This window comes from Nocardioides sp. YR527 (genome assembly GCF_900101045.1).
Lineage (GTDB): Bacteria > Actinomycetota > Actinomycetes > Propionibacteriales > Nocardioidaceae > Nocardioides.
This window is the reverse complement of the sequence record NZ_FNFN01000009.1, coordinates 68,478-83,766: the sequence shown is the minus strand read 5'-3', so window position 1 is coordinate 83,766 and position 15,289 is coordinate 68,478. Positions and strand designations below refer to the sequence as shown.

The following is a 15,289-nucleotide window of genomic DNA, read 5'->3' as shown; positions in this document are numbered from 1 at the left end:
TGACGAAACCAAAATGCCCTATACGGCCGTCTCAGCCGGGCTCCGCACGTCCTGTTCGCCCTCGACGATCTTGCGGGAGAGCACAGCGAGCGCCGCATCGAGCTTGGCGTCGTCGGCACCCCAGTCGGCGAGCTCGGTGATCAGCCACTGCTTGAACGCCGCGACCAGCTTGTCGAGCTCCTCCTTCCCCGCCTCTGTCAGTGCGTACGCCGTCTCGTCGCCGTAGAGGTAGCCCTCGGCCGCGGCGGTGGCGAATGCCGGTGCCAGCACCGCACCCGGCATCCCGAGGCGGTGACCGATCGCGACCAGCGAGGTCTCACCGCCGACCCACTCACGGATCCCGATCTGGCGTACGCACCACGCGGTCGCGGCGTCGAGGTCGACCGCCGTCTCCCGGAGCATGGTGAAGGTCTCCGGCGGCTGGCGGCGGACGAGCTGGGCGACGGCGACGTCGAGGCGCATGGCGCTGTCGGAGGAGTTGGGCATGGCGAAGCCGTCGCCCGGGTCGGTCGCGGCCGCCCTCGAGCTGTCACGCAGGGGCACTTCCTTGAGGAAGAGCGCGAGGAGGAACGCCAGCCCGGCGACGGGGACCGCGGCGAGGAAGACGACGTGCAGCGTGTCCGCGTAGGCAGTGATGATCGGCGCGCTCTGGGCGTCGGGCAGCGCGTGCAGGAGAGTTGGTGTCGCGACCTCGTCCGGGGAGACGCCGGCCGTGGCGAGAGCGGCGGGGAGCCGGTCGGCGAGCCCGTTGGCGTAGACGGTGCCCATGATGGATGCGCCGAACGAGCTGCCCATCGTCCGGAAGAACGTCACGCCCGAGGTCGCGACGCCGAGATCCTCGTAGGCTGCCGTGTTCTGCACGATGATCGTCAGGATCTGCATGCTCAGGCCGACACCCATGCCCATGATCAGCAGGAACAGCGACATCATCAGGGTGCTGGTGTCGGCGTCCATGGTCGAGAGCAGGTAGAGCCCCAGCGCCATGATCAGCGCACCGGCGACCGGGAAGATCTTGTAGCGGCCCGTCCGGCCCACGATCGAACCCGCCAGCGTCGACGTCACCAGCAGACCGACGACCATCGGCAGGGTTCGGATCCCGGACGACGTCGCGGAGACACCGTGCACGTACTGCATGTAGGTCGGCAGGTAGGTCATCGCGCCGAGCATCGCGAAGCCGACGATGAACGAGAGCACGACGCTGACGGTGAACACCCGGTCGCGGAACAGTCGCAGGGGCAGGATCGGAGAGACCGCCCGCGACTCCACCCAGACGAAGATCGCGAACGCGACCGCCGAACCGATGAACAGGCCGATGATGGTCGCCGATCCCCAGGCGTACTCGGTCCCGCCCCAGCTGACGGCCAGCGTCAGCATCGAGGCGCCGAGGCCGACGAAGAGGATGCCGAGATAGTCGATCGAGGGTCGCTTGCCGCGGGCGATCTGCGGCAGCGTCAGGCTCGCGATCGCGATCACGGCGATGCCGAGCGGCAGGTTGATGTAGAACGCCCAGCGCCAGGAGAGGTGGTCGGTGAAGAGACCGCCGAGGAGCGGCCCGAGGACGGTGGTCGCACCGAAGACGGCGCCGAGGGCGCCCTGGTACTTGCCGCGGTCGCGCAGCGGGATGATGTCGCCGATCAGCGCCGTCGCGGTCACCATCAGGCCACCTGCACCGATGCCCTGCACGGCTCTCGCGCCGATCAGCCAGGCCATGTCGGTCGCGAACCCGCACGCGGCCGAGGCGAGGATGAAGAGCCCGGCGGAGACCTGCAGCATCAGCTTGCGGCCGAAGAGGTCACCGAACTTGCCGGCGAGCACGGTCGCCACCGTCTCGGCCAGAAGGTAGGACGACACCACCCACGACAGGTGGCCGGCACCTCCGACGTCGGCCACGATCGTCGGCAGCGCGGTCGACACGATCGTCTGGTCGAGCGCCGCGAGCAGCATGCCGAGGAGCACGGTGCCGAAGATGAGATTGATCCGGCGCCGGCTCAGCTGAGGCTCGGTCTCCGATGCCGCCTGCGGTGCTGCCATTCCGACCCCCACGTCTCGACTGGGATCAAACTAAGCCAAACCGCAGGTTTGGGCGAGAGGCCTCGCGGAGTGTCAGGCAGCCTCCTCGTGGTGGTCGGCCAGGTCGCGGATGAGGCTCGCGGCCGGCTCGTGGACGAATTCTGCGAACCCGCGGAGCGCAGCGAGGCCGTCGAGCGGCACGCCGGCGCCGAGCGCCGCGATCGTCTCCGGTCGCGCCAGCCAGGCGGCCAGGCACGCGGGATAGTCGGCCGGATGGTTGAACAGCTCGTCCAATTCGTCCAGCTCTTCGTCATCCGGGTTCATGAACGCGTGCAGGCCCGCGTCCATGGCGAGGTTGACCAGCCCGTACGGGATATCGGTGAGCAAGCCGTAGTCGCGCAGCCCGCGGTGGGTCCAGATCTCTCCCGGCACGCGATCCGGCGCCCCGGTCCTGTCACGCAGTGCGTCGACCCACCGCTCCGGCTCATCCGCGACGGCGTACGCCACTTCCTCAGGCACCCGCAGCGGCGCAGTCTCGAACATCAGACCGTCGTCGATCGGCACGATCCGGCCGATCACGCACTCCCCGTCGTCGACGAGCAGACCGGCACCGATGTTGATCGTCGTCACCTGCTCCCCGGTCCTCGGATCCTCCCAGAACAGGTGGCGCGGCGCGCGCCCCTGAAGCCGGAGGCCACGCATCGGCGCCCGCACCCACTCCCAGATCCGGTCGGCTCCGGCGATGAGGTCGCCCGAAGCGTGGTGGCGCAGGAACGCCTCGAGCCCGCCGAGCTCGTAGAGGAATGTCTGGCGATAGACCCAGTCACGGTCCAGGATCTGGATCCGTTCGTCCTCCCGGTCACGTCCGGGGTCGGGGCCGCCACGGACGTCCAGGGCGACACGGATCGCCTTCGACATCCGCCACTGGTTGCGCGCATGGGTCCCCTGCATCGCCTGCGCGAGGATCCATCGCGAGTGCGCCCACCTCGGCATCAGCGCCTCGAGCAGCCGCAGCTGTTCCAGCCGCTCGACGCGCGACGGATGCCAGAACTGCTCCTTGTCGAGCTGGGCGCTGGTCGTGTGGATGATCTCCAGGGCCGACTTCACATCCCCACGAGCCTCGGCATCGTTCACCGCGAACATCGCCGGCCAGTAAGGACTGTCGACGACCTTCTCGACGAACGACCGCCGCCGCGGATCCCCGGGCCTGTTCGGTGGACGGGGTGACTTCTCACGCTTCTTTCGTTTGGGCATGACCCCAGCAGACCCCGGAACCGTACGCCCCGCCAGCGCCTATCACCGGGCTGTGGATAACCCCGTCCCGAAGATCACCTGTGGACAGTGATCGGCCCGCTGGTCAGGCAAGAGCGAGGAAGAGCTTCTCCATCTTCTTGGTGTCGACGCTGTCGCGACCACCCTCGGCGAGGCACTTCTCCAACCCGGTGGCGACCAGCGCGTAGCCACCTCGGCTGACCGCCTTGTTGACCGCCGCGAGCTGGGTCAGCGCGTCCTCGCACTCCGAGCCCTCCTCGAGCATCCGGATCACGGACGCGAGGTGTCCGTTGGCCTTCTTGAGTCGGGTGATGATGGCCTTGATCTCGTCAGGCTCGAGCTGCATCGTCGTCCTTCTTTCCAGTAAGTGCTTCCAACATGCCACCGAGACGCCGACGCGCGTCCGCCGCGACCTCGGCGACGCCCGCGTCCGAGCTGAACGAGGTCATCGCGGCCGGGTCGAAGATCTCCACCCGGGTCTCCTCACCCTCGTCAGCGACCACGACATTGCACGGCAGCATCGTCGCGATGCGCGGATCTGCCGAGAGCGCGCGATGTGCGAGCTGAGGCATGCAGGCTCCGAGGATCACCTGCTGTGGGACGTCCACGCCCAGCTTGGCCCGCAAGGTGGCAGACAGGTCGATCTCGGTGAGGACGCCGAATCCGGCGTCACCGAGAAGTTCTCGTACGCGCGGCAAAGCCTCCGCGTACGGCACGGGGACGGTGGCGCTCAGGGTGAAGTTGGTCATCAGTTCTCCTTCTCACAGCGATTCTATAACCCCCCGGGGGGTTATGCTACCGTCGTCAGTGTAACCCCCCGGGGGGTTACCTCGATCGGCAACTGAAAGGAGCCACCCATGACCACCACGACCGACCAGGCATCACCCCACGGCAAGAGCGTCCTGCGCGACCTCGGGCCGCTCCACCAGGAGCTGCGCCGCGCCATCCCCGACGTCTACAAGGGCTGGGGCGGGCTCTCCAAGGCGGCCTTCGCCGACGGTGCGCTCGACCGTAAGACCAAGGAGCTGATCGCCTTCGCGATCGGCGTGGTCGAGGGCTGCGACGGCTGCATCGCCTCCCACGGCCAGGCCGCCGCCCGAGCCGGCGCAAGCCCCCAGGAGGCAGCCGAGGCCATCGGCGTCACCTTCCTCATGCACGGCGGTCCCGCCACCATCCACGGCGCACGAGCCTTCGACGCGTTCTGCGAGTTCGTCGACGCCCTCGACGCCGGCGAACCTCCCGCCTGACCACCGACCAGATCCACTGAAGCAGGAACCGAAACCATGTGTCGCCCCGTCCGCTGCAAGAAGTGCAAGAAGACCACCTGGGCCGGCTGCGGCCGCCACGTCGCCGCCGTCAAAGCCTCCGTACCCACCGGGCAGTGGTGCTCCGGGCACTCCGCCGACCCCAAGGACCCCAACGGCACCTGGCTGGCGCGCATCCTCGGCCACTAACCCTGGACGCGCATCCGTTCAGGCTCGACGCCCGCCGCTGTGGACGTACACGTGGAGGTGTGTGGAGTCTTGGTACGCACCCAGGTCGGTCAGGACCGCGCGGCCCCGTGCTCGAGCTCGATCTCTCGGGCGATCGCCTGGACGAACCCCAGCAGGTCACGTACGTCGGCCTCACCGCTTCCGCGGCGTCACCGGGACCTCGTTGGAGTTGATCGAGTCCCGCTCGGTCTCGCTCATCCCAGCCGCGGCGAGGATCCGCTGAACCATGTCGTTCTTGCCCCCGCCGTACTCATAGATGTCGGCGGCCGTCGCACCGACCCTCTTCTTCACCTCGCCGTACTCGTCTCGCAACGACGGATCCGAACGGAGTACGTCACGGACGGCGAGGTGATTGTGGAGGGCGAGAGACCCTTCGACGATCACGTAGGTGTTCGTGCCCACGAGCCGGGCGGGCTCCCAGAAGGCCCAGCGCTGCGGAATGCCGAGCTCGCCCCGGGCCTCGAAGCCCAACGAGACCAGGACCGCCGAGGCCGCTTCGACGTGCTCGGCCCGCACGACGATGTCGCAGTCGATGATCGGCTTGGCCGCGAGACCCGGCACCGCCGTGCTGCCGACATGCTCGATCGCGACGACCGGGACTCCCGCTTCAGATAGCGCAGCGGCGTACTCCTCCCGGAGCGCCGCGAAGCGGTCCGCCCAAGCCGGGTCGTAGTCCGAGACTTCGATCACGGGGGTCGACTGTAACGGCTCGGAAACGAGTCCGGTCCCGCACCCGAGATGGGTGCGGGACCGGACTCAGTCACTCAGAAGCTCAGCTGCAACCGGAGGTCGAGCCGCAGCCCTCGCAGACGTAGCAGGAGCCGGCGGGGCGCATCTTGGTGCCGCAGGTGAAGCAGAGCGGGCTGTCGATGGCCATGCCGCTGATCGACTCGAGCAGCTCGGCGGTGGTGTGGGCGGTGGCCTTCGGCGCCTCCTCGACGACCTCGGCCTCCTCCTCGACCTCGGCCTCGACCGCCTCGACGACCGGAGCGGCCTTCGGGGCCGGAGCCGGCTTCTGGACGAGCTCGGCGGCGGTGGTGCCGTTGCCGAGCTGCTCGTAGGAGCCGGTCTCGAGGTAGCGCTGACGCTCGTCGGCGGAGTAGATGCCGAGAGCCGAGCGGTCCTCGAAGGACATGTAGTCCAGCGCGAGGCGGCGGAAGACGTAGTCCATGAGGGACTGCGCCATGCGTACGTCCGGGTCGTCGGTCAGACCGGCGGGCTCGAACTTCAGGTTGGTGAACTTGGAGACGTACGTCTCCAGGGGCACGCCGTACTGAAGGCCGACGGAGACCGCGATCGAGAAGGCGTCCATGACACCGGCCAGGGTCGAGCCCTGCTTGCCGAGCTTGAGGAAGACCTCACCGAGCTCGCCGTCGGCGTGGGCACCGGAGGTCATGTAGCCCTCGGCGCCACCGACGGTGAAGGAGGTGGTGCGCGAGACGCGGGACTTCGGCAGGCGCTTGCGGGTCGGCGCGTAGACGATCTTCTCGATGATCTTCTCGACGACCTCGGGCGCGACCTCGGCCTCGGCGGCCGGAGCGGCGGCAGCGGTGGAGAGACCCTGGTCCTTCTTGGCGTTCTCCGACTTGCCGTCGGCCAGCGGCTGGCCGACCTTGCAGTTGTCGCGGTAGATCGCGGTGGCCTTCAGGCCCAGCTTCCACGACTCCATGTAGACCTGCTCGATCTCCTCGACCGTCGCGGTCTCGGGCAGGTTGACGGTCTTGGAGATCGCACCGGAGAGGAACGGCTGGGTCGCCGCCATCATGCGTACGTGGCCCATCGGCTGCAGCGCACGCTTGCCCATCGCGGTGTCGAAGACCTCGTAGTGCTCCTGGCGCAGGCCGGGGGCGTCGATGACATGGCCGTGCTCGGCGATGTAGGCGACGATCGCCTCGATCTGCTCGGGCTGGTAGCCCATCTTCTTCAGCGCGCGCGGGATCACCTGGTTGACGATCTGCATCGAGCCGCCACCGACGAGCTTCTTGAACTTGACCAGCGAGAAGTCGGGCTCGATGCCGGTGGTGTCGCAGTCCATCATGAAGCCGATGGTGCCGGTCGGCGCGAGCAGCGAGGCCTGGGCGTTGCGGAAGCCGTTGACCTTGCCGATCTCGACGACGTCGGACCACACGCGGGTGGCGGCGTCGATGATGTTGCGGTCGACCGGGTTGATCGAGCGGACCGCGTCGTTGGCGGCCTGGTGCTTGCGCATGACCCGCTGGTGGGCCTCGGCGTTGCGGGCGTAACCGGCGTACGGACCGACGACGGCGGCCAGCTCGGCCGAGCGCTTGTAGCCGGCACCGGTCATCAGCGAGGTGATGGCGGCGGCCATCGTGCGGCCACCCTCGGAGTCGTAGCCCAGACCCATCGCCATCAGCAGCGCGCCGAGGTTGGCGTAGCCGATGCCGAGCTGGCGGTAGTCGCGGGTGGTCTCGCCGATCGCCTCGGTCGGGAAGTCGGCGAAGCAGATGGAGATGTCCATCGCGGTGAAGACGACCTCGCAGGCCTGCTGGAAGCGCACGGCGTCGAAGGTGTCGTCGTCCTTGAGGAACTTCAGCAGGTTCAGCGACGCCAGGTTGCAGGAGGAGTTGTCCAGCGACATGTACTCCGAGCACGGGTTGGAGCCGGTGATCCGGCCCGTCTCCGGGTTGGTGTGCCAGTCGTTGATGGTGTCGTCGTACTGCAGACCCGGGTCGGCACACTCCCACGCGGCGATCGAGATCTTGCGGAACAGGTCGCGGGCGTCGATCTCCTCGATGACCTCACCGGTCGTACGCGCCCGGAGGCCGAACTTCTTGCCCTCCTCGACAGCGCGCATGAACTCGTCGGAGACGCGCACGGAGTTGTTGGCGTTCTGGTACTGCACGGACGAGATGTCCTTGCCGCCCAGGTCCATGTCGAAGCCGGCGTCGCGCAGCGCGCGGATCTTGTCCTCCTCGCGCGCCTTGGTCTCGACGAACTCCTCGATGTCGGGGTGGTCGACGTCGAGCACGACCATCTTCGCCGCGCGGCGGGTGGCGCCACCGGACTTGATGGTGCCCGCGGACGCGTCGGCGCCGCGCATGAAGGAGACCGGACCGGAGGCGGTGCCGCCGGAGGACTTCAGCAGCTCCTTGGAGGAGCGGATGCGGGAGAGGTTGAGACCGGCACCGGAGCCGCCCTTGAAGATCAGGCCCTCCTCCTTGTACCAGTTCAGGATCGAGTCCATGGAGTCGTCGACCGAGAGGATGAAGCAGGCCGAGACCTGCTGGGGGGACTCGGTGCCGACGTTGAACCAGACCGGCGAGTTGAAGGCGAAGTGCTGGTTGACCAGCAGCCAGGTGAGCTCGCGACCGAAGAGGTCCGCGTCGGCCTCGGAGGCGAAGTAGTCGTTCTCCTTGCCGGAGGCGACGTAGGTGTTCACGACCCGGTCGATCAGCTGCTTCAGGCTCTGCTCACGCTTGTCGGTGCCGATGGCGCCGCGGAAGTACTTCGTCGTCACGATCGTCGAGGCGTTGATCGACCAGAAGTCGGGGAACTCGACTCCGGTCTGCTCGAAGACGGTCTCGCCGGTCTTCCAGTTCTTCTGGACGACGTCGCGACGCTCCCAGGTGATCTCGTCGTAGGGGTGGACGCCCTCGGTGCTGAAGATCCGCTCGATCTTCAGCCCGGCGCCTGCCTTCGCCGATGCCTGTGCCTCTGCTGCCGTGTCTGTCATTTCGTTCCCCCTGTTGTCATCGATCGCTGTGCCGTACTGCTGGTCGGTGCTGATGGTGGAGTCCTTGCTCTGTTCTATCTGTTTCCGCTGGCTGTGCCGTTGATTGGCCCGAGCAGGTCGCTTCCCCACGGCCTGCCCGGGCCGGTCTATGTGTCCCGTGGGACCTAGTCGGAGCCCACCGGGGCCTCGACCGGATGTTCTGCCTCGAAGTCCTGGACTTCCCGTTCCGTACGCAGCATCTGGATCTCACGCTCGAAGTCGGCCGCCGAGCCGAAGGCCCGGTAGACGCTCGCGAAGCGCAGGTAGGCCACCTCGTCGAGCTCGCGCAGGGGCGCGAGGATCGCCAGCCCCACCTCGTTGCTGGGAACCTCTGCCAGCCCCTGGCTGCGCAGCGCCTGCTCGACCTCCTGGCCGAGGCAGGCGAGCTGGTCCTCGGTGACCGGCCGGCCCTTGCACGCCTTGCGTACGCCGTGGACCGCCTTGTCGCGGCTGAACGGCTCCGCTGCGCCGGAGCGCTTGGCCACCATCAGCTGCATCTGCTCGACGGTCGTGAACCGCTTCCCACACTCCTGGCAGACCCGGCGGCGCCGGATCTGGCCACCGTCCTCGGCCACGCGGGAGTCGAGCACCTTGGTGTCGCTGTGTCGGCAGAACGGACAGTGCACGGTCGAGCCCCTCTCGTGAGACCTGTGGATCCAGGCCGTCTCAACGGCGGCCCGAGCCTGTGGAACCTGTGGATATGAGCGTGAGTCCCTGTGGAACAACACCCCCATCGCTGTGGGCCATCCGCCTGTTCATGTGAACTAGATGTGGATAACTACAGCGGTGTAACTACTAGATGTAGTGGTAACCGTACGCCCGCCCCCACGACGATGCAAGCGAGCGTCGCGTTTCCCCGCGCGTCCGGCGTGTCGCGGGCCAAACACCGAAAGATTCCGGTTCAGCGGCGCCGGACTGGGCTGGATGAGTAAGAATGGCCCCCGTGACAAACATCTCCGGAGGAAATCGCGTCGGGTCGCGGAGAGGCACGCGGCCCAGAAGCGGTCCCCGGCCATCGTTCATCTTGCCTGCGATCGCGACACTGGCCTTCCTCGTCATCTGGGGAGTGCTCGTGTGGGTCGCCGTCGGTTTCGGGGCCGACGCACGGGGAGGCGATTCCGGCGCCTGGGCGAAGCTCGCCGTCGCGGCGGTCGTTGCAGTCGCCTGCCTCTTCTTGACCTTCACCTTCGCCGGGAAGGCCTGGCGGGCCTTCTCCGGCTCCCCGACCACGCCACCCACCGACGACTACACCGGCAGCCACTCCAACGCCTACGTCGAGGAGCAGGACTACTCGGACACGACCTACTCCGACCAGCAGGTCTACTCGGAGCAGGCCTACCCGGAGCAGGACTACTACGGCACCGGTTCCTACGGCTACGACGACACCGGCTCCTACGGCCGGCACAGCTCCGACACCGGGAGCCAGCCGCCCTACGGCGACACCGGGAACCTCTCGTCCTACACCGACACCGGATCCCAGTCGCCCTACGGCTATCCCAGCAGCGATCAGGGCTACGGCAACACCGGCAGCCGGGCCGCCTACAGCACATCGTCCTACCTGCCGCCGACCAGCCCGCCACCCTCCCCGCAGCCCTACTACTCGAGCCCGCCGACGCCGACGTCGACGCCACAGAGCACTTCGGGGTACAGCTCGCAGGGATACGGCACGGACAGCTACCCCACCCAGCAGGCCGGGTCCGGGCAGTATCAGTCCGGCACCTACCAGACCCCGACCAGCTACGAACAGACCGGATCGAGGGCTCGGCTGACCCAGGACCCTGCCGCGACCCAGGCGATGCCCGCTCAGCGCCAGCCCCAGAGCACGCCGGTCGAACCGGACGACGAGTGGCCGCCGCGTCACAACACACGCAACAAGCAGTGGCCGCCGGCCGAGCCGGACACCCCCTACCGCGGGCGCCACTGACGAAGACACAGCGAGAGTGCTGCAGACGCTTCCCATCGTCTGCAGCACTCTCACTCTTTCCCCGGTCGCCGGCTGCCAAGGGTCGAAGGTGCAGCCGGACATCTATGGCGGCCCTTACGGCGCGGTCGGGATGATCAGGGTCTGACCGGACACGAGCATCGAGGACTCGAGACTGTTGAGCTCCTTGATCGTCTGCTCCATCTCCCGAATCGAGGCGTCGCTGCCGGCGACGGCCTTCGAGGAGATGTCCCAGAGCGTGTCGCCATCACTGACGACCATCGTGTGGGCGGAGGGAGCGGGGCTTTTTTCGGCACCACCCTCCACGGCGAACGCCACCCGCGCTCCGATGAACGCGATCCCGAAGAGCACGACGAGCGCGAATGCGAACACGACGACTCGTCCGCGACGAGTGAGCCGCACGGTCGAGCGACGCACCTCCCGCACCGGACGGGGCGGCTCGGCTACGGGCAGCACATAGACTGTTGCACTCATCTCACGGCCTCCTGATCACAAGTCTCTCGATCACGTGTTCGATCGAGCACATGTTCGAAGGTAGATCACGTGTTCGAACAACGCAAGTAGCGACGCCCAGAATTTTCGAACGCCGACACGCGCCACCCGTGAGGTCGAACAAATGTTTGATGTCGTGGTGCCAGAGGGACTAATGTGGTGACATGACCACGCAGAAGACAGGCACCGGATCAGGCGGTTCGAAGAAGAGCCGCGTCCGCGAGCTGCCCGACGGGCCGCCGGACGCGACCGGGCTCACGCCGCGTCAGCAGCGCATCCTCGCTCACCTGCGCGACAGCATCGAGCAGCGCGGTTACCCGCCCAGCATGCGCGAGATCGGCGCCGCGGTCGGGCTGACCAGCACCAGCAGCGTCGCCCACCAGCTCCGCGCGCTGGAGCAGCGTGGTCTGATCCGCAAGGACCCGAAGCGGCCGCGCGCCCTCGAGGTCTTCCTCCCGGAGGTGATGGCCCACCGCAAGGCCATGTCCGGCGAGGAGCCCGACTCGACGATCAGCGCCGAGGCCGACATCAACCCCAACCCCGACGCCGCCATGGTTCCCCTGGTCGGGCGGATCGCGGCCGGTGGCCCGATCCTGGCCGAGGAGACCTCGAGCCAGCAGAGCGTCGAGGACGTCTTCCCGCTGCCCAAGCAGCTGGTCGGCAACGGCGACCTCTTCCTGCTCTCGGTCTCCGGTGACTCGATGGTCGACGCGGCCATCTGCGACGGCGACTTCGTGGTCGTGCGCCAGCAGCCGACCGCCGAGAACGGCGAGATCGTGGCCGCGCTGATCGACGGCGAGGCCACGGTCAAGACGCTCTCCCGCAAGGACGGCAAGGTCTGGCTGCTGCCGCACAATGCTGCGTACGAGCCGATCGACGGCACCCACGCGACGATCCTCGGCAAGGTGACCGCGGTCCTGCGCAGCCTCTGAGCCCGCCCCGGGGACCAGCCCGGGAACACTGCGTGAATTCAGCCGCCGGCCCATGACAGGGCCGGCGGCTGCGTCGTTCCATACAGCGTGACCCAGACGCAGATCGACCGCCGCACCCTCATCGCCGCCGGGCTGGCGACCGCCGCCGGAGCGGGAGCCATCGCCCTCCCCGAGCCCGCCGAGGCCGCCGGCGACTCGCTCAACCACTTCCAGCACGGCGTCGCCTCCGGCGACCCGCTACCGGACCGGGTGGTCATCTGGACCCGGGTCACGCCGACCGCCGACGCGACCCCCGGCTCCGGCACCGGCGAGCAGGTCCTGGTCCGCTGGGAGGTCTCGCCCACCGCGGACTTCGGCCGCGTCACCGCCAAGGGATCCCAGCAGACCGGCCCCGACCGCGACCACACCGTGAAGCTCGACGTCACCGGCCTGGCCCCGGAGACCTGGTACTTCTACCGCTTCACCTACGACGGCCAGACCAGCCGCGTCGGGCGTACCCGCACGGCTCCGGCCGCCGACGCGGCCCCTGAGAACGTACGTTTCGGGGTGGTCTCCTGCTCCAACCTGCAGGCCGGCTGGTTCGCGTCCTACCGGCACCTGGCCGCCCGCGACGACCTGCACGCGATCCTCCACCTGGGCGACTACCTCTACGAGTACGGTCCCGGCGAGTACGGCTACGGCATGGCCAACGAGGACGTCCGCCCGCACGAGCCCGCCCACGAGATGCACACGCTGGCCGACTACCGCATCCGGCACGCGCAGTACAAGCGCGACGTCGACCTCTCCGCCGCTCACGCCCGGCTGCCCTGGATCGTCACCTGGGACGACCACGAGTCGGCCAACGACGCCTGGCTGCTGGGTGCCGAGAACAACGAGCCCGGCGAGTACGACTGGATCGACCGCAAGACCAACGCCAACCAGGCCTACGACGAGTGGATGCCGCTGCGCGTGGACGGCACGGCGACCGTGGAGACCGACGGCCACCTCCACGACCAGATCTACCGGCGGCTGCGTTTCGGCACCCTGCTCGAGCTGAGCATGCTCGACCTGCGCTCCTACCGCTCCCAGCAGGTCGCGCGCACCGACCTCGCCGGAGTCGACGACCCCGACCGCACGATCACCGGCGACGAGCAGCTGGCGTGGCTCAAGGACGGCCTGCTCACCGACGCCCGGTGGAAGCTCGTCGGCAACCCGGTGATGATCGCGCCGGTCACCTTCGGCGCGCTCCCGAAGAGCCTGATCGCGCCGGTCAACGACGTCACCGGCCTGCTGCCCGACAACGGCATCGCCTACAACGTGGACCAGTGGGACGGTTACACCGCCGACCGCACCGAGCTCTTCGAGCACATCCGCGACAACGCGATCACCGACACCGTCTTCGTCACCGGCGACATCCACTCGGCGTGGGCCTGCGACCTGCCGTACGACTCCGCCGTCTACCCGCTCGGCAAGACCGCCGGTGTCGAGTTCGTGGCCACGTCGGTGACCTCGAACAACCTCAAAGACATCCTCGGCGCCCCGCGCCGCACGGTCAGCCTGACGGTCGAGGGCATCATCCAGACCGCAAACCGCCACGTCCGCTACCTCAACTTCGACGACCACGGCTACTCCGTCCTCGACGTGACCCCCACCCGCGCCCAGATGGACTGGTACGTCATCGGCGATCGCAAGGACTCCAACGCCACGGCCACCTGGACCAGGTCGTACGCCACCGCAACCGGAAGCAACAGGCTCCATCGCGTCACTGCGCCGGTCTAGGGCCGGTCTAGGGCCGGTCTAGGCCGTGTCCGCCGGACACAGCGGCGCTCTGCGCTTAGACTGCCCAGGTCTGCCTTCCCGAACGTCTGGTATCTCATGCGAAACATTGCCCGCCGGATCAACCGGAAACAACGCTCCCTCGTCTTGATCGCAGGCATGGTCGTCGCGACGTTCGTCGCCACCATGCCCGCAACCGGTTCGACCCCGGCGACCTCGGTGAGGACCGGCGGTGACACCAGCGCCGAGCAGCCGGTGACGGAGAAGGTGGCCCGGGAGGCGCTCGCCGCGGCCAAGAAGGTCAAGCGCAACCAGTCGGTGCGCGGCGCCCGCCAGGTCGTGCCCGGGCGGCACATCGCCGGCCGGCCCGACGCGACCATCGCGCTGACCGACCTGTGGAACGCCAAGGACGCCCTGGACGGCTCCAACAAGGCGGCCGCGCGTGAGCTGCTCGCCCGCCCCCGCACCGCGACCCAGACCTGCAGCGACGTGGTCTGCGTCCACTACACGCCGGGCAAGGGCGGCGACCGCGCCTCGACGACGTACGCGACCCAGGTCCGTGACGTGGTCACGAAGGTCCACAACCTCTACGTGCAGGCGGGCTACCGCAAGCCCGCGGCCGACAAGTCGGTCACCCCGGGCAAGGTCGACATCTACCTGGAGAACCTCTACGACGAGGGCTACTACGGCTACTGCGCGCCCGAGACGAAGGTCTCCAAGACCGCCGCGACGGCCTACTGCGTCCTGGACAACGACTACGCCACCAGCGAGTACGGGTCCTACAACACGCCCACCGAGAACCTCCGGGTGACCGCCGCTCACGAGTACTTCCACGCGGTCCAGTTCGCCTACGACGCCGGCGAGGACCGCTGGATGATGGAGTCCACCGCGACCTGGGTCGAGGACGAGGTCTACGACAGCATCAACGACAACCGGCAGTACCTCGGCTACGGCCAACTCGAGGACCAGCGCAAGCCGCTGGACAACTCCTACGCCTCCAACCTCGGGATCTACGGCAACTGGATCTTCTTCCGCTACCTGTCCGAGCGCTTCGCCAAGGAGCGCGGGACGCTGCCGGAGGTGGTCCTCTCGATCTGGAACCGAGCGCCCTCGACCTACTCCACCACCGCCATCCGGCAGGCGCTCGCCGCCCGCGGCACCACGCTGAAGCAGCAGTACGTCCGCTTCGCCGCCGCCAACCTGGCCCCCTCGAAGACCTACAGCGAGGGCCACGCCTACTACCCGCCGGTCTACGACGGCCGCACGGCGCTGCCCGCCAAGCGACAGACCATCGACGGCAAGTTCACCCTCAAGCACCTGACGTACGCCTCCCAGCGCCTCGTCCCGAAGAAGGTGGGCAAGGGCTGGAAGCTGCGGGTGAAGGTCGACGTGGCCCGACCCAGCGCCAACGCCGCCGCGGTCAGCGTGTTCCGCACCGACGGCACCCGCAGCGTCTACTACCTCAAGCCCAACAGCAAGGGCATCGCCACCAAGACCATCGAGGGCTTCTCCTCGAAGCGAATCCGCAAGGTCGAGGTCACCTTCGCCAACGCGAGCAGCAACTTCACGTGTGGCCAGGGCACCGCGTTCTCCTGCCACGGCGTCGCTACCCCCGACAAGGCCACCCACCGCTGGTGGGCGAAGACCTACCGCTGACCCG

General features: G+C 67.9%; 14 protein-coding genes. 6 read left to right on the top strand and 8 right to left on the bottom strand.

The genetic code is table 11. The features are described from left to right. Nucleotides 1–18: 18 nt before the first annotated feature. The 4 genes from BLT25_RS24320 to BLT25_RS24305 all read right to left on the bottom strand — a co-directional run bounded on the left by BLT25_RS24320 (nt 19) and on the right by BLT25_RS24305 (nt 4,031). Nucleotides 19–2,031, bottom strand: coding sequence for an MDR family MFS transporter (locus BLT25_RS24320; RefSeq protein ID WP_176884225.1), 2,013 nt, complete (start codon nt 2,029–2,031; stop codon nt 19–21). Nucleotides 2,032–2,103: 72 nt separating this feature from the next. Next, a complete protein-coding gene (locus BLT25_RS24315) occupies nt 2,104–3,153 on the bottom strand; it encodes a hypothetical protein (RefSeq protein ID WP_091051631.1) in 1,050 nt (349 codons plus the stop codon). Nucleotides 3,154–3,367: 214 nt separating this feature from the next. Next, on the bottom strand, nt 3,368–3,628 hold the full coding sequence (locus BLT25_RS24310; protein WP_091051628.1) for a metal-sensitive transcriptional regulator: 261 nt from the start codon (nt 3,626–3,628) through the stop codon (nt 3,368–3,370). Next, on the bottom strand, nt 3,612–4,031 hold the full coding sequence (locus BLT25_RS24305; RefSeq protein ID WP_091051626.1) for a DUF302 domain-containing protein: 420 nt from the start codon (nt 4,029–4,031) through the stop codon (nt 3,612–3,614). Before BLT25_RS24305 ends, BLT25_RS24310 begins: the two co-directional genes overlap by 17 nt. A 108-nt stretch (nt 4,032–4,139) precedes the next feature. Here BLT25_RS24305 and BLT25_RS24300 point away from each other — a divergent pair, with 108 nt between their 5' ends. Beyond that, complete coding sequence (locus BLT25_RS24300; RefSeq protein ID WP_091051623.1) at nt 4,140–4,529, top strand: carboxymuconolactone decarboxylase family protein; 390 nt, start codon at nt 4,140–4,142, stop codon at nt 4,527–4,529. A gap of 36 nt (nt 4,530–4,565) precedes the next feature. After that, entirely contained in the window at nt 4,566–4,736 is a 171-nt protein-coding gene (locus BLT25_RS30035; RefSeq protein ID WP_176884223.1) for a hypothetical protein, read from the top strand. 171 nt (nt 4,737–4,907) lie between these two features. Here the strand turns inward: BLT25_RS30035 and BLT25_RS24295 are convergent, their stop codons facing one another. From BLT25_RS24295 to nrdR, 3 genes are all read right to left on the bottom strand, one after another. After that, complete coding sequence (locus tag BLT25_RS24295) at nt 4,908–5,465, bottom strand: GrpB family protein (protein ID WP_091051621.1); 558 nt, start codon at nt 5,463–5,465, stop codon at nt 4,908–4,910. Between the two features lie 82 nt (nt 5,466–5,547). Further along, nucleotides 5,548–8,469, bottom strand: a complete 2,922-nt coding sequence (locus BLT25_RS24290; protein WP_091051619.1) for a vitamin B12-dependent ribonucleotide reductase — start codon at nt 8,467–8,469, stop codon at nt 5,548–5,550. A gap of 164 nt (nt 8,470–8,633) precedes the next feature. Then, entirely contained in the window at nt 8,634–9,134 is a 501-nt protein-coding gene (gene nrdR / locus BLT25_RS24285; RefSeq protein WP_091051617.1) for a transcriptional regulator NrdR, read from the bottom strand. A gap of 398 nt (nt 9,135–9,532) precedes the next feature. On the opposite strand from nrdR, the gene BLT25_RS24280 reads away from it, so the two are divergent. Beyond that, nucleotides 9,533–10,432 carry a hypothetical protein gene (locus BLT25_RS24280; protein ID WP_091051615.1) on the top strand — a complete coding sequence of 300 codons (900 nt, stop codon included), beginning with the start codon at nt 9,533–9,535 and terminating at the stop codon, nt 10,430–10,432. Between the two features lie 114 nt (nt 10,433–10,546). Here the strand turns inward: BLT25_RS24280 and BLT25_RS24275 are convergent, their stop codons facing one another. After that, nucleotides 10,547–10,924 carry a LysM peptidoglycan-binding domain-containing protein gene (locus BLT25_RS24275; protein ID WP_091051613.1) on the bottom strand — a complete coding sequence of 126 codons (378 nt, stop codon included), beginning with the start codon at nt 10,922–10,924 and terminating at the stop codon, nt 10,547–10,549. 182 nt (nt 10,925–11,106) lie between these two features. Between BLT25_RS24275 and lexA the strand changes: the two genes are divergently transcribed. From lexA to BLT25_RS24260, 3 genes are all read left to right on the top strand, one after another. Continuing rightward, nucleotides 11,107–11,874 (top strand): transcriptional repressor LexA, encoded by a 768-nt coding sequence (lexA, locus tag BLT25_RS24270; protein ID WP_091051610.1) that lies wholly within the window; start codon nt 11,107–11,109, stop codon nt 11,872–11,874. Between the two features lie 87 nt (nt 11,875–11,961). Beyond that, nucleotides 11,962–13,632 carry an alkaline phosphatase D family protein gene (locus BLT25_RS24265; RefSeq protein WP_091051608.1) on the top strand — a complete coding sequence of 557 codons (1,671 nt, stop codon included), beginning with the start codon at nt 11,962–11,964 and terminating at the stop codon, nt 13,630–13,632. A gap of 96 nt (nt 13,633–13,728) precedes the next feature. After that, the gene (locus BLT25_RS24260) at nt 13,729–15,285 is read left to right on the top strand and encodes an MXAN_6640 family putative metalloprotease (protein ID WP_143033841.1); all 1,557 of its coding nucleotides are present in this window, start codon (nt 13,729–13,731) and stop codon (nt 15,283–15,285) included. The last annotated feature ends 4 nt before the right edge of the window (nt 15,286–15,289 follow it).

Excerpts from the sequence above, each read along its gene's own strand:
- BLT25_RS30035 (WP_176884223.1), top strand. The coding sequence starts at position 4,566 with ATGTGTCGCCCCGTCCGCTGCAAGAAGTGCAAGAAGACCACCTGGGCC.
- BLT25_RS24300 (WP_091051623.1), top strand. The coding sequence starts at position 4,140 with ATGACCACCACGACCGACCAGGCATCACCCCACGGCAAGAGCGTCCTG.
- BLT25_RS24290 (WP_091051619.1), bottom strand. The coding sequence starts at position 8,469 with ATGACAGACACGGCAGCAGAGGCACAGGCATCGGCGAAGGCAGGCGCC.
- BLT25_RS24305 (WP_091051626.1), bottom strand. The coding sequence starts at position 4,031 with ATGACCAACTTCACCCTGAGCGCCACCGTCCCCGTGCCGTACGCGGAG.
- lexA (WP_091051610.1), top strand. The coding sequence starts at position 11,107 with ATGACCACGCAGAAGACAGGCACCGGATCAGGCGGTTCGAAGAAGAGC.
- BLT25_RS24320 (WP_176884225.1), bottom strand. The coding sequence starts at position 2,031 with ATGGCAGCACCGCAGGCGGCATCGGAGACCGAGCCTCAGCTGAGCCGG.
- BLT25_RS24275 (WP_091051613.1), bottom strand. The coding sequence starts at position 10,924 with ATGAGTGCAACAGTCTATGTGCTGCCCGTAGCCGAGCCGCCCCGTCCG.
- BLT25_RS24260 (WP_143033841.1), top strand. The coding sequence starts at position 13,729 with ATGCGAAACATTGCCCGCCGGATCAACCGGAAACAACGCTCCCTCGTC.
- BLT25_RS24310 (WP_091051628.1), bottom strand. The coding sequence starts at position 3,628 with ATGCAGCTCGAGCCTGACGAGATCAAGGCCATCATCACCCGACTCAAG.
- BLT25_RS24315 (WP_091051631.1), bottom strand. The coding sequence starts at position 3,153 with ATGTTCGCGGTGAACGATGCCGAGGCTCGTGGGGATGTGAAGTCGGCC.